Genomic DNA, 22,661 nt, shown 5'->3' with positions numbered 1-22,661 from the left:
CATCCAGGCCGGCCTCCTTCACCGGCCAGAATGGTGAATCTGATTTGCACCAGAAAGGGAATCCACTTCCCGACTCCGCCTAAAACAATCCCGCTCTAGCACGTGACCTCCTCCGATCTGCGTCCGGTATGCATCGATATCGTCTGACGAAAAACGCCCTGCAACGGCGCCGCCGCAAGCGGCTCGTCTGCAATGGACATCAGCACCAAATAAAAAGGGGCCGCTCGAAGCGACCCCATCCATTGCATCGATGTCAGTCGCTTACCGCGGCAGAACCGTCGAACCCATCAGGGCTTCGTCGATGGCGCGAGCGGCCTGGCGGCCTTCGCGGATTGCCCAGACCACCAGCGACTGGCCGCGGCGCACGTCGCCCGCCGTCCAGAACTTGTCGACCGAAGTCTTGTAGTCCTTGTCGTTGGCAACGACGTTGGTCGAGCCGCGACGGTCAGTGTTGAGCGTGAGCTTGCCGTCGAGTTCCTTCAGCACGCTGTCCTTGAACGGGCCGCTGAAACCGATCGCGATGAAGGCGAGATCGGCCTTGATGATGAACTCCGTGCCTGGGACCGGCTTGCGGCGCTCGTCGACTTCGCAGCACTTCACGCCGGTCAGCACGCCGTCTTCGCCGACGAATTCGAGCGTTGCGACCTGGAACTCGCGGATGGCGCCTTCCGCCTGAGAAGACGAGGTGCGCAGCTTGGTTGCCCAGAACGGCCAGACGGCGAGCTTGTCTTCCTTCTCCGGCGGCTGCGGGCGGATGTCGAGCTGCGTGACCTTCACCGCGCCCTGGCGGAACGCCGTGCCGACGCAGTCCGACGCGGTATCGCCACCGCCGACGACGACGACATGCTTGGCGCCTGCGAGGATCGGGTCGGACGCCCAGCCGACGCTATCGATGTTTTCGCGGCCGACGCGCTTGTTCTGCTGCACGAGATAAGGCATCGCATCGTGGACACCTGACAGTTCGACGCCCGGAATGCCGGCTTCGCGCGGCGTTTCCGAACCACCGCAATAGAGCACAGCATCGTGGTCGGCGAGCAGCTGCTCGACCTTCACGTCGACGCCGATGTTGACGCCATAGTGGAAGGTAACGCCCTCGCCCTTCATCTGCTCGACGCGGCGATCGATGAAGTTCTTTTCCATCTTGAAGTCAGGGATACCGTAGCGCAGCAGGCCACCCGCCTTGCTTTCGCGTTCGTATAGATGGACCTCATGGCCTGCACGACCGAGCTGCTGGGCAGCCGCCATGCCGGCCGGGCCGGAACCGATGATCGCAACCTTTTTGCCGGTGTGAACCGTTGCCGGCTGCGGCCGGATGAAGCCGAGTTCATAGGCCTTGTCGGCAATCGCCTGCTCGACCGTCTTGATCGCAACCGGCGTGTCTTCGAGGTTCAGCGTGCAGGCTTCCTCGCAGGGCGCCGGGCAGACGCGACCGGTGAACTCCGGGAAGTTGTTGGTCGAATGCAGGTTCTGGATCGCTGCTTCCCAGTTGTTGTTGTAAACGAGATCGTTCCAGTCGGGGATCTGGTTGTGAACAGGGCAGCCGGTCGGCCCATGACAGTATGGGATGCCACAGTCCATGCAGCGCGCTGCCTGTTTCTGCACTTCCGGGTCCGACATCGGGATTGTGAATTCGCGGAAATGCCGGATGCGATCCGACGCCGGCTGATACTTCGCTACCTGCCGGTCGATTTCCAGAAACCCTGTAACCTTACCCATATTTTCGTCCCTCATCATCAGAGCCCAAGACCCAGAGGTCCCCAGTACCAGTAGGCGAGTCCCATGACCGCACCCAGGGCTATAAATTCCGTTTTCAGGTCACCGCTGAGATATGACGTCCCGGCGAAAACTGCGACGGCGAGGCACAGAGATATTAAGAGGTGGAATAGTGACCATCGATTTTTCATCAGCGTCCTTTCCGATATCTCTGCGCCCCTCGTCCGAGCAGTTATAGACCTAGCGATTCAAGAGCATTACTCCGCCGCAATTCCCATGCGGGCCCGTTCCATCTCTTCCAAGGCACGGCGGTACTCGACCGGCATGACCTTGCGGAACTTCGGACGGTAGTCGGCCCAGTTGTCCAGGATCTGCTTGGCGCGGGTGGAGCCCGTGTAGTGCAGATGGTTGGAGATCAGCTGGTAGAGCCGCTCCTCGTCGTGGCGCGTCATGTCACCCGAGACGTCGACGCGTCCCTTGTGCGCGAGGTCGCCGCCGTGATGATGCAGCTTCTCGAGCATGTCGTCCTCTTCCGGAACCGGCTCGAGCTCGACCATCGCCATGTTGCAGCGCTTGGCGAAATCGCCGGCCTCGTCGAGCACGTAGGCAACGCCACCGGACATGCCGGCCGCGAAGTTACGACCCGTCTGGCCGAGAACGACTACCACACCACCCGTCATGTATTCGCAGCCGTGGTCTCCCACGCCTTCGACGATGGCGATCGCACCCGAGTTGCGCACCGCGAAGCGCTCGCCCGCGACACCGCGGAAGTAGCACTCGCCTTCGGTCGCACCGTAGAGAACGGTGTTGCCGACGATGATCGACTCTTCCGCCACGATCTTCGAATTCTCAGGCGGACGCACGATGATCTTGCCGCCCGAAAGGCCCTTGCCGACATAGTCGTTGCCGTCACCGATCAGGTTGAAGGTGATACCGCGAGCTAGGAAGGCGCCGAACGACTGGCCGGCCGTGCCCTTGAGCGTCACGTTGATCGTGTCGTCCTTGAGGCCACGGTGATTGTAGCGCTTGGCGACTTCACCCGACAGCATCGCGCCCGCCGAACGGTCGACGTTCTTGATATCAACTTCAAAGGACACAGGCGTCTTCGAAGCAAGTGCCGGCTCGGCTTCCGCGATCAGCTTGCGATCGAGAATGTCGTCGATCGGGTGCTTCTGGCGGGTCGTCCAGTAGGTTGCTTCCTTCGGCGCCTCGACCTTGTGGAAGATGCGGCTGAAGTCGAGACCCTTGGACTTCCAGTGCGCCAGCATCTCGTCCTTCTCAAGCAGTTCCGAAGCGCCGATGATGTCATCGAACTTGGTGAAGCCGAGCGAGGCCAGAATTTCGCGCACTTCGTTGGCAACGAAGAAGAAGTAGTTGATGACGTGCTCCGGCGTGCCCTTGAAGCGCTTGCGCAGGACCGGATCCTGGGTGGCAACGCCGACAGGGCAGGTGTTCAGATGGCACTTGCGCATCATGATGCAGCCGGCGGCGATGACGGGAGCCGTTGCGAAGCCGAATTCGTCCGCACCAAGAAGCGCACCGATGATGACGTCGCGGCCGGTCTTCAGGCCACCGTCGACCTGCAGCGCGATGCGCGAACGAAGGCCGTTCAGCACCAGCGTCTGCTGCGTTTCGGCAAGGCCGATTTCCCACGGAGAACCGGCATGCTTCAGCGAGGTCAGTGGCGATGCGCCGGTGCCGCCGTCGAAGCCGGAGACCGTGATGTGGTCGGCGCGCGCCTTGGCGACACCTGCGGCAACCGTGCCGACACCGACTTCCGAGACGAGCTTGACCGAGACATCAGACGACGGGTTGACGTTCTTCAGATCGTAGATCAGCTGCGCCAGATCTTCGATCGAGTAGATGTCGTGGTGCGGCGGCGGCGAGATCAGGCCGACACCCGGCGTCGAGTGACGGGTCTTGGCGACCGTCGCATCGACCTTGTGGCCGGGCAACTGGCCGCCTTCGCCGGGCTTGGCGCCCTGCGCGACCTTGATCTGCAGCATGTCGGCGTTGACGAGATACTCGGTGGTCACACCGAAGCGTCCCGATGCGATCTGCTTGATCGCCGAGCGTTCAGGGTTCGCCGAACCATCCGGCAGCGGGAAGTAACGGTCAGACTCTTCGCCGCCCTCGCCGGTGTTGGACTTGCCGCCGATCTTGTTCATCGCGATCGCCAGCGTCGTATGCGCCTCTCTGGAGATCGAGCCGAAGGACATGGCGCCGGTTGAGAAGCGCTTGACGATCTCGACGGCAGGCTCGACTTCATCGAGCGCCACCGGCTTGCGCCCGATCTGCTCAGCGCTCTTGATCTTGAACAGGCCGCGAATGGTGTTCATGCGCAGCGCGGAATCGTTCACCATCTCGGCGAACTCGCGGTAGCGGTCCTCGGAGTTGCCGCGAACGGCGTGCTGCAGCGTGGCCACCGCATCCGGCGTCCAGGCATGGCTTTCGCCGCGCATGCGGTAAGCGTATTCGCCGCCGATATCGAGCGTCGTCGCCAGCAGCGGGTCCTTGCCGAAGGCGGAGGTATGACGGACAACGGTCTCTTCGGCGATCGCCGTGAGATCGACGCCTTCGATCATCGTCGCGGTGCCGAAGAAGTACTTGTCGACCAGCTCCTGCTGCAGGCCGATCGCATCGAAGATCTGACCGCCGCAATAGGACTGATAGGTTGAGATGCCCATCTTCGACATGACCTTGAGGATGCCCTTACCGACCGCCTTGATGTAGCGGTAGACGACTTCAGAGGCGTCCACTTCCTTCGGAAACTCGCCCTTGGCATGCATGTCGAGCAGCGTATCGAATGCGAGGTACGGGTTGATCGCTTCGGCGCCATAGCCTGCGAGCAGGCAGAAGTGATGCACTTCGCGCGGCTCGCCGGTCTCGACGACGAGGCCAACCGAGGTGCGCAGACCCTTGCGGATCAGGTGATGGTGCACGGCAGCGGTCGCGAGGAGCGCCGGGATCGCGATGCGATCCGGTCCGATCTGGCGGTCGGAGAGAACAATGATGTTGTAGCCACCCTTGACGGCCGCCTCGGCGCGCTCGCACAGACGGTCAAGCATCTCGGGCATGCCTTCGGCGCCACGCTCGACATCATAGGTGAAGTCGAGCGTCTTGGTGTCGAAGCGGTCTTCCGTGTGACCGATCGAGCGGATCTTTTCGAGATCGCCGTTGGTCAGGATCGGCTGACGCACTTCCAGGCGCTTGGCGTTCGCCATGCCGGTGTGGTCGAGAAGGTTCGGACGCGGCCCGATGAACGAAACGAGGCTCATGACGAGCTCTTCGCGGATCGGGTCGATCGGCGGGTTGGTGACCTGCGCGAAGTTCTGCTTGAAATAGGTGTAGAGCAGCTTCGATTTTTCAGACATCGCCGAGATCGGCGTGTCGGTGCCCATCGAACCGACAGCTTCCTGGCCCGTCGTCGCCATCGGCGACATCAGGATCTTGGTGTCTTCGGTCGTGTAGCCAAAAGCCTGCTGACGGTTGAGCAGCGAAACGTCGCGGCGCAGCGCGCGCGGCTCGACCGGCTTCAGGTCTTCGAGGATGAGCTGCGTGCGATCCAGCCACTGTCCATAGGGATGCTTGGTCGCAAGCTCGGTCTTCAACTCCTCATCGGAGATGATCTTGCCCTTTTCCATGTCGATCAAGAGCATCTTGCCCGGCTGCAGGCGCCACTTCTTGACGATGTCCTCTTCCGGCACCGGCAGCGTGCCGGCCTCCGACGCGAGGATGACGCGGTCGTCCTTGGTGACGAGATAGCGGGCCGGACGCAGGCCGTTTCGGTCGAGCGTCGCGCCGATCTGCTTGCCGTCGGTGAAGGCGACAGCGGCCGGACCGTCCCACGGCTCCATCAGGGCGGCGTGGTATTCGTAGAACGCCTTGCGCTCCTTCGACATCGACTGGTTGCCGGCCCAGGCTTCCGGAATCAGCATCATCACGGCATGCGCCATGGAGTAGCCGCCGCGCACGAGGAACTCGAGCGCGTTATCGAAGCAGGCCGTGTCGGACTGCCCTTCATAGGAGATAGGCCAAAGCTTGGAGATGTCGTCACCGAAGAGCGGCGAGGACACCGAAGCCTGACGCGCCGCCATCCAGTTGACGTTGGAGCGCAGCGTGTTGATTTCGCCGTTGTGGGCGACCATGCGATAAGGATGCGCCAGCTTCCAGGACGGGAAGGTATTGGTCGAGAAGCGCTGATGCACGAGGGCGACCGCGCTTTCGAAACGCGGGTCCGACAGATCCTTGTAGTAGGCGCCGACCTGGTAGGCCAGGAACATACCCTTGTAGACGATCGTCGCCGACGACAGCGATACCGGGTAGAAGTGGCTCTCCTCACCATCGAACTCGTCGTAGATGCGGTTGGAAATCACCTTCCGCAGCGTAAACAGCCGACGTTCGAATTCATCCGTCGTCGCGGCATCCTCGCCGGCGCCAATGAAGATCTGACAGTGGTGCGGTTCGGTCGCGGCAATATCGGGCGCCTTCGACAGCGACGAGTTGTCGACCGGCACGTCACGGAAGCCGAGCAGAACCTGGCCTTCCTCGGCGATGACGTCGTGCATCACCTTCTTGAAATGCTCGATCTGCTTTTCGTCGCGCGGCATGAAGATATGGCCGACGCCATATTCACCGGCCTTTGGCAGGGTGATGCCCTGCTTGGCCATTTCCTCGCGGAAGAAGCGGTCCGGGATCTGCACGAGAATACCCGCGCCATCGCCCATCAGCGGATCGGCGCCGACGGCACCACGGTGCGTCAGATTCTCGAGAATGAAGAGACCGTCCTTGACGATCTGGTGCGACTTCTGACCCTTCATATGGGCGACAAAGCCGACGCCGCAGGCATCATGCTCGTTGCGCGGATCGTAGAGGCCCTGTTTGGCTGGCAGACCGGAAGCGAATTTACGCGCATTGGCCGTCGCGCGCGTCGTTGCTGCTGCGAACTGGTCAAAACCCGTGGATGGCGTCTTCGTCATCGTCTTCCCTCCTGTCAGAGCCGTGATCTGTGAGCGGCTCTTCGTCGCGCACCGTCCCTGATCTTAGGTTCGGTGCGTGACAGCGCTGTTGCATTATCGAAGATCCGGTCGCCGGCGGTAGGCTTTCCCTGGGAAAGAGGCTTTCCCGACAAAGCAACCGTTGCGCTCCGCGCCTGCTATCGGCCTCCGTGCGGGAACCTTTGCCCGCGCTCGGTGAACTATAGCCTGAAACCCCGGAAGTGTAAGGGATTTCGGCACCTCCTCGGCCATCACGGCCAAAATAGGACAGCAACACTGCCCTAATTCATCGGTTCTATGACATGAACATTATCGCCATGCAAGAGCCCTAAATCAAAAAATCGACATGTCGCGAAACAATATTGCTCCCGCAAATCAAATGGAGACATATAATTACACGTTCTCGCATTATCTTGTTTGTTGATTGCGGCGATCAATTTTTGCGATGAGTAGCGCCCTAGCGGCTTGATCCAGCGGCACATTGGATTAATGTCCCCCTCCGAACCCGCCCCACCCGCATTTTTCCAGGTTTTCTCTCATGTTCTTTGCTTCCGACAATTGGGCCGGTGCCCATCGATCCATCGCCGAACGGCTGCTCCAGGAATCCACAGGATTTGCAGCCGCCTATGGCACCAGCGAGCTCGACCAGCGCGTCGAAGCGCGCTTTGCCGAAATTTTCGAGCGCGAAGTCTCGGTGTTCTTCGTCGCCACAGGCACGGCCGCGAATTCCCTGTCGCTTGCCAGCGTTCAGCGCCCGGGCGGAATCACCTTCTGCCATTCCGAAGCCCATGTGATTGAAGACGAATGCGGCGCGCCGGATTTCTTCAGCAGTGCTCGCCTGGTGGCGGTGCCGGGTGAAGCCGGCAAGATCGATCCCGACAAGCTCGCAAAGAAAATTGCGGGCTTTCCCGCAGATGCCGTCCACCACGGCCGCGCCACAGCCGTCACGATCACCCAGGCAACCGAGATCGGCACCGTTTACTCGCTCTCCGAAATCGACGCGATTTCCGCGATTGCCAAGCAGAGCAACCTGCCGCTCCATATGGATGGTGCCCGCTTTGCAAACGCGCTGGTCGCCCTCGGCGCAACTCCGGCGGAAATGACCTGGAAACGCGGCGTCGACATTCTCTCCTTCGGCGGCACGAAGAATGGGTGCTGGTGCGCCGAGGCGATCGTCTTCTTCAACCCCGAGCAGGCGAAGGAAATGCCTTTCATCCGCAAGCGGGCCGCGCAGCTCTTCTCCAAGTCGCGCTTCATCGCGGCCCAGTTCGATGGCTACTTCGAGAACAATCTCTGGCTCGATCTCGCCGGCCACTCGAACGGCATGGCAGACCGCTTGCGCGCCGGCATCAGCGGCAGCAACAGTGCGCGCCTGGCATGGGCGACGACCTCCAACGAAGTCTTCGCGGTCATTCCAAGAAGTGCTGCCAAGGTTGCCGAAGAACGCGGCGCGAAGTTCTACGAATGGCCGGTGCCGACCGCCACGCCCGAGCTCGTCGGCAGCGAGGAAACGCTGATCCGCCTCGTCACAAGCTTTGCGACGACGGAAGCGGATGTCGATGGTTTCCTGAGCTGCCTGGTCGCCTGACGCTAGTTCTGATGCCCGAGGACGGCGGATTGCGGGGCACCGCTATCCGTCGTTTTCGCATCGTGGCCAGCCACGATAATCAGCATCACACAGGCAACCAGCCCGGATACGAAGAGTATTCCATACGTCATCGGTCCGTTCTCCTTGCCCCGAACGTCGACCATAAGGCAGCGCTAAACTAGGCCTCGAATCTGACCAGATACCTAAGTTAATGGGTTGATGGTCCCTTAAAATGCCATGCGCTGGCTTAACCATTCGCTAGCCAGAACGTTCCCGAACTCTAGAACGGACTTGCCCCCGCGTTGGAGCGTAGGTTGCGCACCTTGGCAAGAATGTCTTCCGACAGGGCGGAAACCAGCGCCTGGTCCGCCCCCTTGCGCGGCACCAGCACGAACTCGACATCCTCGAGCACCGGCAGTTTTCCCTTGCCGATCTCCTTCAGCCCCGACGGCGCCATGCTGCGCGGCTGCACCAGAACCCCCATCCCGGCGCGGGCGGCAGCCGTCAATCCGCTGAGGCTGCCGCAGGTGCAGACGATGCGCCAGGCGATCTGGCTGCGCCCCAACGCTTCCAGCGCAATGCTGCGCGTGACGCTCGGCGGTGGAAAGGCGATCAGCGGCAGCGGCCCGCCGCCGAGAATGTGTTCGGGATCGCGGGCCAGCCAGACCAGCGGCTCGCGGTAGACCAGCCGCCCACGGGCGTCGCCCAACCGACGCTTTGCCAGCACGAGATCGATTTCGCCGTTGTCCTGCATTTCATAGAGTGTGCCGGACAGGGCAACCGTCAGCTCCAGGTCGACCGAGGGATGCGAGCGGACGAAATCTTCGAGTACGGCGGGCAGCTGGCTTGTCACGAAATCCTCCGAGACACCAAGGCGCAGGTTGCCGCGAAGGCTGTGGCCCTTGAACAGCGACTGCACCTGCCCTTCGATCGACAGCATGGCGCGGGCGTGAGACAGCAAGGCCTCGCCGTCCGTCGTCAGCACGACTTTGTGCGTGTCGCGTGCCAGGAGCCGGCGCCCGATCGCCGTCTCCAGCCGCTGGATATGCTGACTGACCGTGGATTGCCCCAGCCCCAGCCTTTCCGCCGCAAGCGTAAAGCTGCCCATCTGTTCGACGGCGACGAAACTGCGCAGCTGCGTGAGATCGAGCATATCAAATCCAGATACGTGATAACTGTTATTCCTTGCATCCTGTATCATAATGGAAGAAACAAGATCGATCTACCTTCTTGATGAGACATGCCATGCGCCGCTTCATGCCCGATACCTTCACGATCCTGCTTGTCTGCACGGTCATCCTGGCTTCGCTGCTGCCTGCCAGCGGCACGTTCGCCGATTATTTCGGGATTGCCACGGACCTTGCGATCGCACTGCTCTTCTTCCTGCATGGCGCGCGCCTGTCGCGTGATGTCGTGATCGCCGGCCTGCTGCACTGGCGCCTGCATCTGGCGATCCTGCTGACGACCTTCGGCCTTTTCCCACTGCTGGGCGTCGGGCTGGGCTTCCTGCCGGAATCGATCCTGCCGCATCCGCTCTATCTCGGCATCCTCTTTCTCTGCGTCCTACCCTCCACGGTGCAGTCCTCGATTGCCTTTACCTCGATGGCAGGCGGCAACGTCCCGGCGGCGATCTGCTCGGCCTCCGCTTCCAACATTTTCGGGATGTTCCTGACGCCCCTGCTTGTCGGCCTGCTGTTTTCCGTCGGCGGCCATGGCGGCTTTTCCTGGGATGCCCTGCAACAGATCCTCGTGCAGCTGCTCCTGCCCTTCATCGTCGGCCAGCTCCTGCAGCCCTGGATCGGCAACTGGATCCGCGCCAAGAAGAAGCTGCTGATGCCGGTCGACCGCGGCTCGATCCTGATGGTCGTCTACCTCGCCTTCAGCAAGGCCGTCGTCGAAGGGCTCTGGCATACTTTCTCGATCGAAGACATTGCCGTCGTCATCGTTGCAGACATGGCGCTTCTCGCCCTTGTGCTTTGCGTCACGATGTTCGGCAGCCGCTGGCTCGGCTTCAACAAGGCCGACGAGATCACCATCACCTTCTGCGGCTCGAAGAAGAGCCTCGCGAGCGGTGTGCCGATGGCCAACGTCATCTTCGCCGGCCAATCGATCGGCGCGATCGTCCTGCCGCTGATGCTCTTCCACCAGATCCAGCTGATGGTCTGCGCCGTCATCGCCCAGAAATATGCGGCAGCGGCCGCCCACCGGATAACCCAGGAAGAAGCCGAAGAGGCAACAAGCCCGGCCTGATCCCAAACGAACTTGATCCCAAACGAAAACGGCGCCCCGATAGGAGCGCCGTCTTTGTTTGTCCGGGAGGACGGATTAGTTTGTGACGTGGGCCTCGATCGCCTTGGGCGCATTCACCGGCTCGGCTGCGATCGCGATTTTGCGCGGCTTCATGGCTTCCGGAATGCTGCGCAGAAGGTCGATATGCAGCAGGCCGTTCTTCAGCGAAGCGGCAGTGACCTCAACATGGTCGGCAAGCTGGAAGCGGCGCTCGAAGGCGCGCTTGGCGATGCCGCGATAAAGGAACTCGCTGCCATCTGCTTTTTCTTCGCTCTTTTCACCTTTCACGGTGAGAGCGTGGGCCTGTGCTTCGATGGAGATTTCGGTTTCATCGAAACCGGCGACCGCCATGGTGATGCGGTAGGTGTTCTCACCGGTGCGCTCGATATTGTAGGGCGGATAGGTCTGGCCCTGGTCCGGCTGACCGAGACTGTCGAGCATGGTGAAAAGCCGGTCGAAACCGACGGTCGAACGATAAAGGGGAGAAAAGTCTACGTGACGCATGATGTCCTCCTGAGGAAGCGACGTGTTGCGATGATGTGCCCTGAAACCCCATGTTCGGCAGCTTCGGGACGGTTCCGCGGACCCTATTGGCGTCCGCAGAAATGAGATGGGGATGGCTTTTGCGCAGTTCAAGCCCTTTGTTGCCGGCAATCACGCGCATGGGCTGAACGGCATCTGAACGGCTGGTTCGGCATCGGTTCAGCCGTCCGCGGGTAGCTTTTGCGGCGTCGGGTTGACACTGGCCCGATGGCCGAGGGCTACCGTCCCTTCGTCTTCGGTCAATCTGCGGCCGGCATGCGGAGCCTTCTGGAAGCTCCACATGTCGGCCTCTTTTTCAGGGAAACCGACAACCCAAAATTGGAAGTTTCGCAGCGCGACACAACAACCGTGGCGACACCGGAACACCGGGCGCGAGACTCGTTATGCGAGTGATCGGCGAGCAACACACAAGCATGAAAGCTATGCGTTTGAATTTCTTTCCAATGTGATGTAAAAGATCATCACTTGATTGGTAAGGGCTGTACCCAATCAGATAGGAGGCATTGGGCATTGAGGGCGAAAAAAGCGTGGGGCACATCCTTTTCCGGGATTCTTCTGGTCGGGCTCGCCGCGACTGGCTGCACGAGCGCGCCGAATCAATCGGTGCCGGTGGCGGCAAATGCCGCCAAGCCGATCGCGGCGAAAAAAGTCACCTATAACTATACGTCCGAGGACCGCTCATGCCTGAAGCGGGCGATGTATTTCGAATCCCAGCATTCCGATCACGAAGGCTACATGGCGGTCGGAACGGTCGTGATGAACCGGCTGACATCGGGCGCCTATTCTGATTCGATTTGCGGCGTCGTCGCTCAGAAGAAACAGTTCGCGCCCGGCGTGATGACCCGCACCGTCGAACCGGCAGCCGAACCCGACCTCGACCTTGCAGCCGATTCGATCCTGCATGGGGAACGCAACCCCGAGGTCAAGGAAGCGATGTTCTTCCATACCGACGGCCTCAAATTCCCCTATGGCAACATGCACTATGTGACCGTGGCCGGCGGCAACGCTTTCTATGAAAAGCGTGGGGCCGATGGTGAGCTGCAGACCCCGGCGCCGCTTCCGGCCTACGAAGTCGCGATGAACTACGCATCGGAACATGCCACTGCCGCACCGTTCGAGTTGCTGATCCCTGCGGCTGTTCCGGTTCCAACACCGATGCCAATGCCAAGCGCCATCATGGATACCGGCGACACGAGTGATACCGGCAATACCGGCTTTGAACCGCCTCCCACCATGGTGGTACCGATGCCGCGCCCCGCCTTCGACAGCGCCAGCCTGCGTGGCGGCCTCGATCAGGTCGGCGGCTGAGAAGGGACAAGGCGTGTGCGCGACCGATAGGTTGCGCGACGCATTTTTCTTTGATTTGACAGCGTGATCGCCTATCCGCTTTACTCGATATCCGAATCCGCTTGAAGGTCACGATCGAGCTGCCATGGACCAGGTCCTTTTTTCCACACCCGGAAATCCGGTTCCCGAGAACCGCACGGAAGGCTTCTTCGAAACCCACGACGGCCTGCGGCTGCGCTATGCGGTCTTCCGCTCCAGCGCCCCCGTCGCAAAGGGCACGGTCGTGCTCGTGCATGGCCGCAACGAGTTCATCGAAAAATACTACGAGACGATCCGGGATCTCACGGACAAAGGCCTCTGGGTCGCGACCTTTGACCTACGTGGCCAGGGCGCATCCGATCGTCTGCTGAAAAAGCGCCAGCATGGCCACGTCCGTCGCTTCATCGATTACGAACACGACCTCGATACCTTTCTCGAGAAGATCGTGCTGCCGGATACACGGCTGCCTTTCTACCTGCTCGCCCATTCCACCGGCGCGCTGATTGCCTTGTCCGCCGCCCCCTATCTCGCAACGCGTATCGAACGCATGGTGCTGACGGCGCCCTTTATCGGGCTGTCGGGCCAGGCCGCGTCGGCCGGCACCATCCGTCGCCTTGCAGGCGCCGCCTGCTCGCTCGGCCTCGGGACCTTTCCGCTTGCCCGCAAGCTGAAGGAGCCGCCCTTCAGGGATAACCCACTGACCTCCGACGAAGTCCGGTTCGAGCGCAATCGCGCCATCGCAACGGAACATCCCGAACTGGCTCTCGGGCCGCCGACCGCGCGCTGGCTGCACGAATCGTTCCACACGATCGCGCGTGTCACCTCACCGAACCATCTCTTCTCGATCACTATCCCGACGGTCGTCATCGCGCCGACGCGCGACGCCATCGTGCCGTATATCGCCCAGGAGCGGCTGTCCCGCTACTTCCGCGCCGGACAGCTGGTGCCGATCAACGGCTCACGACACGAGGTTCTCCAGGAGCGGGACGTTTACCGCAATGCTGCGCTTGCGGCCTTCCACGCCTTCATCCCGGGCAGCGATGCCGAGGCGGAGGGCGACGTGGAAGCCTTCGGCACCTGAGCTGAGCTCTTCCGCCTATGCGGTCTTTGCAAACCGTGTGCGCTCCGCCGTATCACGCTCGTCGCCGACCTTGAACTGGCCGATCAGTTCGAAGAGTACTTCGGCTTCCGCCGCAAGCTTCCGGCTCGCCGCCGCCGTCTGCTCGACCATCACGGCGTTGCGCTGTGTGTCCTGATCCATCGAGATCACCGCGGCATTGATCTGGCCAAGGCTGGACGACTGCTCCTTGGCGGCTTCGACGATGCCCGAGACGTTGTCGTGAACCTGCAGCACCTGCCCTGCGATCGCCTCCAGCGCCGAACCGGTCTTGGCGACCAGCGCCACGCCCTGGCGAACTGAGCTCTCCGACGTGCTGATCAGCGTCTTGATCTCCCGTGCGGCCGTCGCCGAACGCTGCGCCAGCTCCCGGACCTCGTGTGCCACGACGGCAAAGCCCTTGCCTGCCTCGCCCGCCCTTGCCGCTTCCACGCCCGCGTTCAGCGCCAGCAGGTTGGTCTGGAAGGCGATATCGTCGATCACGCTCACGATGCCGGCGATCTCGCCGGACGATTTCTCGATCCTGGCCATGGCCTCGATGGTTTCGCCGACGACATCCGAGGAATCGCGGGCACTCTGCGTCGTGTCTTCGACAAGCTTGCCGGCGTCACCGGCCTGGCGGGCTGAAGCCGCTACCGTGGCCGAAATCTCCGTGACGGCAGATGCGGTCTCCTCGACGGACGCCGCCTGCGTTTCGGTGCGCCTTGCCAGATCGTCGGACGCCGCGCGGATTTCCCGGCTGCTTGACGCAATCATCGTCGCATTGCGGGCAATGGCGCTGATGGCGGTGCGAAGCCGGGCGACGGAAGCGTTGTAATCGGTCCGCAGCTTGTCGAGCGCGGCGATGAACGGCCGCTCGATCGTCTGCTCGAGATCGCCCTCGGCCATCGCCTGCAAGCCCTGCCCGAGCTCGTTGACCGCGCGCACCCGCTCCGTCACGTCGCTCGCGAACTTGACGACCTTGAAGACCTTGCCGTTCATGTCGAAAATCGGATTGTAGGAGGCCTGGATGAACACCTTCTTCCCGCCCTTGCCGATCCGCATGAACTCATCGGCGGCAAATCGGCCCTCGCTGAGGTTCTTCCAGAAATCCTTGTAGGCGGCCCCGGCCGCGTAGACCGGATCGCAGAACATCGAATGATGCCTGCCCCGGATCTCCTCGAGACGGTAGCCAAGCGTCTGCAGGAAATTCTCGTTGGCGGTCAGGATGTGACCGTCCGGCGTAAACTCGATGGTTGCCTGCGCGCGCGACAGCGCGTCGAGCTTGCCCGCATCCTCCGCACTCTTCAGCTTTGCCGCCGTGATGTCGGTTGCGAACTTCACGACCTTGAACGGCGCACCCGAGGCGTTGAACACGGGATTGTAGGACGCCTCGATCCACACTTCCCGGCCGCCCTTGCCGACACGCTTGTATTGCCGGCGGTCGAAGTGGCCCTTTGCGAGCCGCGCCCAGAACTCCCGATATTCCTGGCTGTCTGCCTCGGCCGGATCGACGAACATGCGGTGATGCTGGCCGACGATCTCAGCCAGCCTGTACCCCATCGCCGCACAGAAGTTCTCGTTGGCGGTCAGGATCCTGCCGGTCAGATCGAATTCGATCACCGCCTGGGATTTATGGATCGCATCAAGAATGGCCCGGGCATTGGCGCCCGCGGTTCGGGGAAAAAGCTGCATCTCAAATCGCCTTGAATATAAAGAAAGCGACAGGCGACGGCCGCCATGCCGCTAAATTTCAGGGGCATGTTTTGCAGTGAAACGTTTCAGTCTTGTTAATAATCGCCGAAATGGCGCCCCGAATCTTTCACAAGCCCCGATATCGCAAGGGATTCGCTGTCATAACGAAAGAAAATGGCTGCTTCAGCGCCTAAGAATGGCGACCGCCTGCTCGTAAACGGCGCGACTGCCGGCCGCGATGATCGACCCGCCGTTCTCCGGTCGTCCGCCGTCCCAGGTCGTAATGATACCGCCGGCATTCTCGATCACCGGGATGATGCCGCCGACATCGTAAGGCTTCAGATTGTTCTCGATAACGAGATCGACATGCCCGGCCGCAAGCAGCGCATAGGCGTAGCAATCGGTGCCATAGCGGAAAAGCCGTACCTGGCTTTCGATCTCGCGGTACTGCTCCATCTCTTCACCGACAAAGAGATGGGGTGAGGTGGTGAACAGGATGGCGTTTGAGAGCGCACTGCAATCACGCACCGCGAGCCGCCGCTCGCCTTCCGGCCCGGCATAGACCGATCCGTTCTGGTCGGCAAAATAGCGCTCGCCAGTGAATGGCTGCTCGATCATCCCCATGACGGCCCGGCCGTTGCGCTGGAGGCCGATCAGGGTTCCCCAGACGGGCACGCCGGAAATGAAGGCGCGCGTCCCGTCGATCGGATCGATGACCCACACATACTCGCGATCGAGCCCGACATTGCCGTGCTCTTCGCCAAGGATACCATGATCCGGGAAATGCTCCTCGATCAGCGCGCGAATGGCGATCTCGGCTGCCCTGTCCCCCTCCGTCACCGGATCAAAGCCGCTGGACAGCTTGTTGGTCACGTCGAGGCCGGAGCGAAAGCGCGGCAGCGTCTCGGCCTTGGCGGCTTCCGCCAGGCGGTTGAAGAACGAGCGATCAGGGAGCATGGCAAAATCCGTTCGGATGGCGGGAATTGGCGTTTTTCATAGCGGAAATGCTGCTAGATGCAAACGAGGGGAGCAATTTTTAGCCGACTGCCCAATATTTGTGCGTCGCAATATAATGATTGACAATTGTGCAATGCAGCAGTAATGTCTTCATACAGTCTTCTGACTGTAAATACCCTCCTTGGGTGTTTCCTCCCTAGACTTGGACCGCCGCAAGGCGGTCTTTTTTTGAGGACTTCGGAGGCTGCTACTCGGCCGCAAACGCGGTGGTGAGAGAGAATTTCGCGACATAATCGGCCATCTGCCGCATGAACGATGTGATGGCCGCAGCCACGTTCGCAAAATCGGCGCGCTTCTCGAGCGTTACCTCGTCCACGTAGATCGACCGATTGACCTCGATCTGCAGCGCATGCAGGCCCCGCGCCGGGCGGCCGTAATGCTCGGTGATGAAGCCGCCCGCATAGGGCTTGTTGCGGATCGCCGTAAAGCCCATCTCCTCGAAGATGCCGACTGCCGTACGCGAAAGCTCGGCCGACGCGCTGGTGCCGTATCGATCGCCGATGATGAAATCCGGACGGGCATGGGAGCCGGCGACCCGGATATTGCCAGGCATGGAATGGCAATCGATCAGCACACCGAAGCCGAACTGGACGTGCGTGCGCGCGATCAGCCGGCGCAACGCGGCGTGATAGGGCTTGTAGACACTCTCGATGCGCTCGAGACCTTCCCGCACCGGCAGACGCCGCGCGTAGATTTCCATGTTTTCCGCAACGATGCGCGGAATGGTGCCGAGGCCGCCCGCAACCCGCAGCGAATTGACATTGGCGTAGGGCGGAAGCAGCCCGTCGAACATGCGCGGGTCCAGTTCATATGGCTCGCGGTTCACGTCGAGATAGGCGCGGGGGAAGTTGGCCAGCAGAAGCGGCGCACCAAGCGCGCTCGCCGCCCCGAACAGCTCGTCCACATAATGATCTTCCGAACGGCGGATCGAAATGCCTTCGAGCCGCGACTGGGCGATAAATTCCGGTGGATAAATGCGACCGCTGTGAGGGGAGTTGAAGACGAAGGGAATGCTATGCGACACGGGCTCCCGGATCTCAAAAAGCTCGTATACGGGGATTTCGTGCACCGTTTTCCCTCTTAACCATGCCAGAAGGCCATTTCTTCGCCCATGTTGCCAGTTGCCGCGCGCCAAGTCCATACTATCTCATGGGGATGACGCTTGGAGCAGCCAGTTCACCGGTTGTTTACTGGCTGCACACTAGTGTAAATGACCTAGCCCCACGCATAAATTCCACTGATTAGCGGTCTGGATAATGACTCAGAAGATACTTCTTGCAGAAGACGACAATGATATGCGCCGCTTCCTTGTGAAGGCGCTCGAAAAGGCAGGCTACAAGGTCCTGTCCTACGACAACGGCGCCAGCGCCTATGACCGGCTTCGCGAGGAACCCTTCTCCCTTCTGCTGACCGATATCGTCATGCCCGAAATGGACGGCATCGAGCTTGCGCGTCGCGCGACCGAACTCGATCCGGACCTCAAGGTCATGTTCATCACCGGCTTTGCAGCCGTCGCATTGAACCCTGATTCGAAGGCTCCGAAGGATGCGAAGGTCCTTTCCAAGCCTTTCCACCTCCGCGACCTCGTCGACGAGGTCAACAAAATGCTTGCCGCATAGGCGTTCGCGCGGCGCGTGTCACAAATCTGAAAAAGGCCTATTGACGGCCAAATAGGTTTGTGGTCTATGCGCCGACATCGGATGGGCGTGTAGCTCAGCGGGAGAGCACTACGTTGACATCGTAGGGGTCACAGGTTCAATCCCTGTCACGCCCACCATCCGGTTCCTTCAATAAGTCAATGACTTAACGAAACCATCTCAACTCCCAAAAATCTGTTGAACTCGTCATCGCGGTCTCGCGGTGAGGCTATGATCCGCCTCCCCTGTCCTTCTCGGAGCAGTTGGCGGAGAATCCTGCACAAGCCTGCCACAAGCCTGTTTGGCTAACCGGAAGTCCAAGATGGGAGTCCGGGCGTGACGGAAGGCAATCAGGCAGACAATAAGCACCCCTACAGCAATCTGGAGGATCGCTTCCTCTGGAAGAAGGCGGTAGGCGAACGGAGCCCCTTTTCGTTGGAAGGGCTCTACCGCAAGAAATTCCAGGTTTCTCCGGAAGCGCGAATCGCGACGGCGGGCAGCTGCTTTGCCCAGCACATCGCAAGGCACCTGAAGAACAGCGGCTTCAATTTCCGCGATTTCGAGCCGGCCCCGCCGCTGTTTCCGCCGGCGCTGAGCCAGAGCTTCAACTACGGCGTCTATTCCGCGCGCTACTGCAACATCTATACAGCGCGGCAGCTGCTGCAGACCTTCGATCGGGCATTCGGGGAGTTCCTGCCTGTGGACAACGCCTGGACGAAAGGCAGCGGCTTTGCCGACCCCTTCCGTCCCGTTCTCGAGCCGGAGCCCTTTGCCAGTGTTGAAGAACTCAAGCGCAGCCGACAGTCGCACTTTGCCGCGGTTCAGGACCTCATCGTCAACACCGACGTGCTGATCTTCACGCTCGGGCTGACGGAGGCCTGGGTGTCGAAGGCCGATGGTGCCGTCTTCCCGCTCTGCCCCGGCACCGTGGCAGGCGCCTTTGACGAGAACGCCTACGAGTTCAAGAATTTCACCTACTTCGAAATTTTCGAAGATCTGATCGCCTTTCTCGGCAAGGTCCGGCAGATCAATCCCGACATGCACTTCATCCTGACCGTTTCCCCGGTCCCTTTGACGGCGACGAAGTCGGGAGAGCATGTGCTGGCGGCAACGACCTATTCCAAGTCCGTCCTGCGGGCGGTCGCCGGCCATATCGCCTCGGAAATCGAATTCGTCGATTATTTCCCCTCCTACGAGATCATCGCGGCCGCGCCGATGCGCGGCATGTTCTATGATCCGAACATGCGCACCGTAAACGCGGCGGGCGTCGACTACGTCATGTCTCATTTCTTCGCCGAACATGCACCGCCAGCCGGCAAGGCCAGCCCAGCGAGTCTCGCTGCACGACCGGACGCTGGCGCGATGGAAGCGGTCTGCGAGGAAATGCTCTTGGCTCAGGGGATCTGACATGCTGGTAATCGTCGGCGACTCCCACATCAGCGCAATGCGCGACGCGTTCCTGCAGCGCCAGGACGCTAACGAATTCCGAAGCAATCGCGGCGATATCCGCATCGCTCAACTCGGCTACGGATATCATTTTCTCGAACCGTTCTTCGAAGTGCGCGACGACGGCGTCGGCTTCACGCAGGACACCGCCAGAGCCGTGTTCACGCGACTGAACTTCGATGGGGCGCCGGTGATTGAGCCGAACGACAGTCGCAGCTTCGTCTTCGTCTTCGGCCTTTATCCGAGCCTCGGCTTCAATCAGAAATACTGGAAGACGCATACAGCCGCGATCTGGGCAGAAGACCGGCAGTTCGTCTCGCAGGCCGCCTTCGACGCAATCATCGACGACCTGACGCGCCAACCCATGGCATTCTTCGAGGAACTGTTGTCGATGGACGTGCGCTTCTCCGTCGCCTCCTGCTGCCCCGTGCCGGCGAGCTACAAGACCGGCGCCGACGATCCGTTCGAGGAGCACGAGATCAGCTTCATCTACGATCGGTTTCGCGATCGGGTCTGCGCCAAGCTGGATGCGCTCGGCATTGCCTATCATCTTCCCCCAAGGGAGATTTACGACGAGCATGGCGCCATGCGCGACGAATTTGCACTATCTCCGGGCGACTATCATGCCAACGCCGACTATGGTCGGCTGATGCTGGCGAAAATCCTGCGAGAGATCGATGACACGGTTGCGCCGGCTGATGACGCGACCAATTTCGAACACAGAAGAATGCGATTGGGCTGACGATCGGGATGCCCGCCCCGCATTCCGCCTGAAGGTTCGACCACGAGGTAAAGACATGAAACTGGTAACTTTTGTCGCCGCTTCACTGTGTGCGGCAACCCTTGCTTCGGCCGCTGGCGCCGCCTCCCCGCAGAATTTCCCGGGCGCGCCTGGCGCTCTGACACTTGCGGGCAAGTGCGCAAAGCTGGTGGTCGGCAAGCTGGATGCGACGAAAGGCTGCCAGGGCGAACTCGCAAGCGTCACTCTCGTCAACGGCCAGGTGACGTTGATCTTCACCTCGGGCGGCAAGATGCTCGGCTTCCAGGGCGATGGTACGCAGATCAAGCCCGGCTCCGCCGGCAATGTGACACTGCCGCTCAACCTGATCGTCACCGGCGTCGGCCAGAAGATGACCGGTCAGGTAAAGGTGACCGGCAGCTGCACGCTCGGCAACCCCTACAACGGCAAGCCGATCGCCATCGAATGCTCGGCCAAGAGCACGGATACCGCCTTCACGGGCAGCTTCAAGACAAGCGGCAAGGCACCAAAACAGAAGTAGGCCTTAGGAGCGCTAGGCGCACCAAGCGCCGCTGCCGGGCTTGCGCGCAAGCCCTTCATCGACGAGCTGTCCGCCGATCGATCTGCCGTCGCGCGAGATGACGCGCGGCGCACCTGCCTTGCTCGGCTGTCCGGCCGGGTTCATCGCAAAAGTTCCGGCATTCAACAGGGTCAGCAACCGAAGCTTGGCGGCAAAGCCCACCCGTCTTTCGCCGTCGCAGCGCGCCGTGTCGATACCGGGGCTGATGATGTCCGCGATGACGATCTTCTCGCCCTTGTACCAAAAGGTGCTGCCGTCGGCGACGCAGTTGATGTGCTCGCCCTGTCCGCAATAGCCGAACGCAGCCTTGGCGGCCTGCGTCTGCGCGGGCGAGACCGAAACCGGCACTGCCTTTTCGGGCACGCTTGGCGCCTTTGCCGGAATCGGCACGGCTTCCGGAGGAACGACACGCGATACCAAAGCGATCGACGCCGTTTCCCTTGGACCGGCGTTGCGTGCCGGCTCGACCGGCGTCACCGGACGAGTGCGCGCGACCGGCTGCGTCGCCGTATGGGCGACGAGTATCGGCTTCACGCTCTTCCAGTTGTCATAGGTCGCGATGCCTCCGACGGCGAGCACACCGATGATGGCCCAGGGCAGCGCGCTGCTGTTGCTGCTTCCCCTGCCCTTTGATCGTGTCGATGATTTGCGGCGGCGTGTCGCTGTCTTGGCCATATATCCGAATCCTGTGAGCATCGGATTATCGCTGGCCAATCCTTTCCGAAAGGTTGGCGAAGCAGCCCGTCAACATGAAGTTTATGCGACCATCCCCGAACAACCACAATCAGTTGATACGCGGGCGGGAAGCGATCATTGTTGCCTAGCTCTGGCAACGAAGGCGACGAGACTTTATATGGGAGCCGGCGGTCAATCTGCTTTGAAGATGCGAGTATGAAACTCAGAGTTTTTGCATTTCTGAAATGGCCCGTGTGGCTGGTATGCGCGGCGGTGGTCCTGACCCTTGCGCATGCGGGCATCGCGCAGCTCTCCGGCAATTTCCACGAAGTCATTCCCGGCGAACTCTATCGTTCGGCCCAGCCGACCGGCGCCGACATCAATGCCTACTCGAAAACATATGGAATCAAGACCATCCTGAACCTTCGCGACGAGAAGCGGACGGGCTGGTACCGAGAAGAAGCACAGGCTGCGGCCCGCAACGGCATCACGCTGATCGATTTTCCGATCTCCTCGTCGAAGGAGCTGCCGCGCGACGAGGCCAAACGCCTCGCGAAGCTGATGGCGGATGCACCGAAGCCGCTTCTCATCCATTGCGAGCACGGCGCCAATCGCACCGGGCTTGCCTCGGCGATCTATGTCGGGGCGGTTAACAAGGGAAGCGAGGCCTTCGCCGAGTTCCAGCTCAGCCCCTATTTCGGCCACTTCGCCATCCCCGGCGTTGGCCGCTATGAAATGTACCGCTCGTGGGACGACTACGAGGAAACGATCGGCTTCTGAGCTGATCCTCTCTAGCCGCAGGTGGATTGCGCCCGCCGATCACCGGCACTTTGTCCAGCATCGGCATTCCAAGGCGGGTTCAGTGACGTCGCCATTTCGACCCATTCCAGATCGTCGGGCGCCTGGCTGCCCTGGCGAAGCGCCTGCCATTCAATCTCATGCTTCACATGGATGTCGTGCGGCACGAATGTCTTGTTCATATCGTCTCCTGGCTGGAATTGCGGTTTAGCGACTGGGCTTTGAAACCGTCGCCTCGTCGTCCTTCACGGCTGGCTCCGGTCCGCCCTTCGAAAGGTCCGCGCCGCTGACGTGGGCGGGCACATGCACATCGTGCAGGACATCAGGTGCCAGCGTCAGGTCGACATGATGCGGCGGCATGACCTGCGCCTTCTTCATGCGGTTGGGCCGTGCCCGTTTCATTCGCTCGGACGTATCAGGGCGTTTGCCTGGAATGTGCGGGGAATTATGCATGATGCGCCTCCTCGGCTGCAGGCTCGCAGCCTTCTCATTGCTCAACCAGTTGCAAACGGCCGAACCGCC

19 protein-coding genes, 1 tRNA gene and 1 pseudogene are annotated in these 22,661 nt (G+C 61.0%); 10 read left to right on the top strand and 11 right to left on the bottom strand.

The genetic code is table 11. From position 1 onward, the window contains the following. Window positions 1-261 precede the first annotated feature (261 nt). Together A6U87_RS29045 and gltB are read right to left on the bottom strand one after the other, a co-directional pair. Window positions 262-1,716, bottom strand: coding sequence for a glutamate synthase subunit beta (locus tag A6U87_RS29045; protein WP_065694790.1), 1,455 nt, complete (start codon window positions 1,714-1,716; stop codon window positions 262-264). Window positions 1,717-1,970: 254 nt separating this feature from the next. Continuing rightward, on the bottom strand, window positions 1,971-6,692 hold the full coding sequence (gene gltB / locus A6U87_RS29040; protein WP_065694789.1) for a glutamate synthase large subunit: 4,722 nt from the start codon (window positions 6,690-6,692) through the stop codon (window positions 1,971-1,973). Window positions 6,693-7,248: 556 nt separating this feature from the next. Here gltB and A6U87_RS29035 point away from each other — a divergent pair. Beyond that, the gene (locus A6U87_RS29035; RefSeq protein WP_065694788.1) at window positions 7,249-8,298 is read left to right on the top strand and encodes a low specificity L-threonine aldolase; all 1,050 of its coding nucleotides are present in this window, start codon (window positions 7,249-7,251) and stop codon (window positions 8,296-8,298) included. Between the two features lie 2 nt (window positions 8,299-8,300). Here A6U87_RS29035 and A6U87_RS30620 read toward each other — a convergent pair whose 3' ends face one another. Both A6U87_RS30620 and A6U87_RS29030 read right to left on the bottom strand, forming a co-directional pair. Then, a complete protein-coding gene (locus A6U87_RS30620; protein ID WP_275078426.1) occupies window positions 8,301-8,429 on the bottom strand; it encodes a hypothetical protein in 129 nt (42 codons plus the stop codon). A gap of 149 nt (window positions 8,430-8,578) precedes the next feature. Beyond that, window positions 8,579-9,489, bottom strand: a pseudogene (locus A6U87_RS29030) (LysR family transcriptional regulator). Between the two features lie 54 nt (window positions 9,490-9,543). Here A6U87_RS29030 and A6U87_RS29025 point away from each other — a divergent pair. Then, on the top strand, window positions 9,544-10,548 hold the full coding sequence (locus tag A6U87_RS29025) for a bile acid:sodium symporter family protein (RefSeq protein ID WP_244499590.1): 1,005 nt from the start codon (window positions 9,544-9,546) through the stop codon (window positions 10,546-10,548). 75 nt (window positions 10,549-10,623) lie between these two features. Here the strand turns inward: A6U87_RS29025 and A6U87_RS29020 are convergent, their stop codons facing one another. Beyond that, on the bottom strand, window positions 10,624-11,091 hold the full coding sequence (locus tag A6U87_RS29020) for an Hsp20 family protein (RefSeq protein WP_065694785.1): 468 nt from the start codon (window positions 11,089-11,091) through the stop codon (window positions 10,624-10,626). A 549-nt stretch (window positions 11,092-11,640) separates the two neighbouring features. On the opposite strand from A6U87_RS29020, the gene A6U87_RS29015 reads away from it, so the two are divergent. Together A6U87_RS29015 and A6U87_RS29010 are read left to right on the top strand one after the other, a co-directional pair. Continuing rightward, a complete protein-coding gene (locus A6U87_RS29015) occupies window positions 11,641-12,438 on the top strand; it encodes a cell wall hydrolase (RefSeq protein ID WP_065694784.1) in 798 nt (265 codons plus the stop codon). Window positions 12,439-12,562: 124 nt separating this feature from the next. Next, window positions 12,563-13,537: an alpha/beta fold hydrolase gene (locus A6U87_RS29010; protein WP_065694783.1), complete on the top strand. Its 975-nt coding sequence runs from the start codon at window positions 12,563-12,565 to the stop codon at window positions 13,535-13,537. Window positions 13,538-13,552: 15 nt separating this feature from the next. Here the strand turns inward: A6U87_RS29010 and A6U87_RS29005 are convergent, their stop codons facing one another. From A6U87_RS29005 to A6U87_RS28995, 3 genes are all read right to left on the bottom strand, one after another. Next, window positions 13,553-15,247 carry a PAS domain-containing methyl-accepting chemotaxis protein gene (locus A6U87_RS29005; protein WP_065694782.1) on the bottom strand — a complete coding sequence of 565 codons (1,695 nt, stop codon included), beginning with the start codon at window positions 15,245-15,247 and terminating at the stop codon, window positions 13,553-13,555. 183 nt (window positions 15,248-15,430) lie between these two features. Next, entirely contained in the window at window positions 15,431-16,204 is a 774-nt protein-coding gene (gene hisN, locus A6U87_RS29000) for a histidinol-phosphatase (RefSeq protein ID WP_065694781.1), read from the bottom strand. A gap of 247 nt (window positions 16,205-16,451) precedes the next feature. Next, window positions 16,452-17,333 carry an N-formylglutamate amidohydrolase gene (locus A6U87_RS28995; RefSeq protein WP_065694780.1) on the bottom strand — a complete coding sequence of 294 codons (882 nt, stop codon included), beginning with the start codon at window positions 17,331-17,333 and terminating at the stop codon, window positions 16,452-16,454. 187 nt (window positions 17,334-17,520) lie between these two features. On the opposite strand from A6U87_RS28995, the gene cpdR1 reads away from it, so the two are divergent. The 5 genes from cpdR1 (at window position 17,521) to A6U87_RS28970 (ending at window position 20,627) form a co-directional block, all read left to right on the top strand. Then, on the top strand, window positions 17,521-17,883 hold the full coding sequence (gene cpdR1 / locus A6U87_RS28990; RefSeq protein ID WP_003542883.1) for a response regulator CpdR1: 363 nt from the start codon (window positions 17,521-17,523) through the stop codon (window positions 17,881-17,883). Between the two features lie 83 nt (window positions 17,884-17,966). Next, window positions 17,967-18,041: transfer RNA gene (locus tag A6U87_RS28985), tRNA-Val, on the top strand. 196 nt (window positions 18,042-18,237) lie between these two features. Next, window positions 18,238-19,308, top strand: coding sequence for a GSCFA domain-containing protein (locus tag A6U87_RS28980; protein WP_065694779.1), 1,071 nt, complete (start codon window positions 18,238-18,240; stop codon window positions 19,306-19,308). Window position 19,309: 1 nt separating this feature from the next. Continuing rightward, complete coding sequence (locus A6U87_RS28975; protein WP_065694778.1) at window positions 19,310-20,089, top strand: hypothetical protein; 780 nt, start codon at window positions 19,310-19,312, stop codon at window positions 20,087-20,089. 55 nt (window positions 20,090-20,144) lie between these two features. Further along, window positions 20,145-20,627, top strand: coding sequence for a hypothetical protein (locus tag A6U87_RS28970; RefSeq protein ID WP_065694777.1), 483 nt, complete (start codon window positions 20,145-20,147; stop codon window positions 20,625-20,627). 12 nt (window positions 20,628-20,639) lie between these two features. Here the strand turns inward: A6U87_RS28970 and A6U87_RS28965 are convergent, their stop codons facing one another. Further along, complete coding sequence (locus A6U87_RS28965; RefSeq protein WP_065694806.1) at window positions 20,640-21,341, bottom strand: hypothetical protein; 702 nt, start codon at window positions 21,339-21,341, stop codon at window positions 20,640-20,642. 216 nt (window positions 21,342-21,557) lie between these two features. Here A6U87_RS28965 and A6U87_RS28960 point away from each other — a divergent pair, with 216 nt between their 5' ends. Beyond that, a complete protein-coding gene (locus tag A6U87_RS28960; RefSeq protein WP_065694776.1) occupies window positions 21,558-22,121 on the top strand; it encodes a dual specificity protein phosphatase family protein in 564 nt (187 codons plus the stop codon). 11 nt (window positions 22,122-22,132) lie between these two features. On the opposite strand, the gene A6U87_RS28955 is transcribed toward A6U87_RS28960, so the two are convergent. Next, window positions 22,133-22,321: a hypothetical protein gene (locus tag A6U87_RS28955; RefSeq protein WP_065694775.1), complete on the bottom strand. Its 189-nt coding sequence runs from the start codon at window positions 22,319-22,321 to the stop codon at window positions 22,133-22,135. A 25-nt stretch (window positions 22,322-22,346) separates the two neighbouring features. Then, window positions 22,347-22,592, bottom strand: a complete 246-nt coding sequence (locus A6U87_RS28950) for a hypothetical protein (RefSeq protein WP_065694774.1) — start codon at window positions 22,590-22,592, stop codon at window positions 22,347-22,349. Window positions 22,593-22,661: the final 69 nt, after the last annotated feature.

Origin of the sequence: Rhizobium sp. AC44/96 (assembly GCF_001692185.1) — a bacterium.
Lineage (GTDB): Bacteria > Pseudomonadota > Alphaproteobacteria > Rhizobiales > Rhizobiaceae > Rhizobium.
Note: the sequence above shows the minus strand (reverse complement) of the source record. Positions and strands in the feature narration are given on the sequence as shown.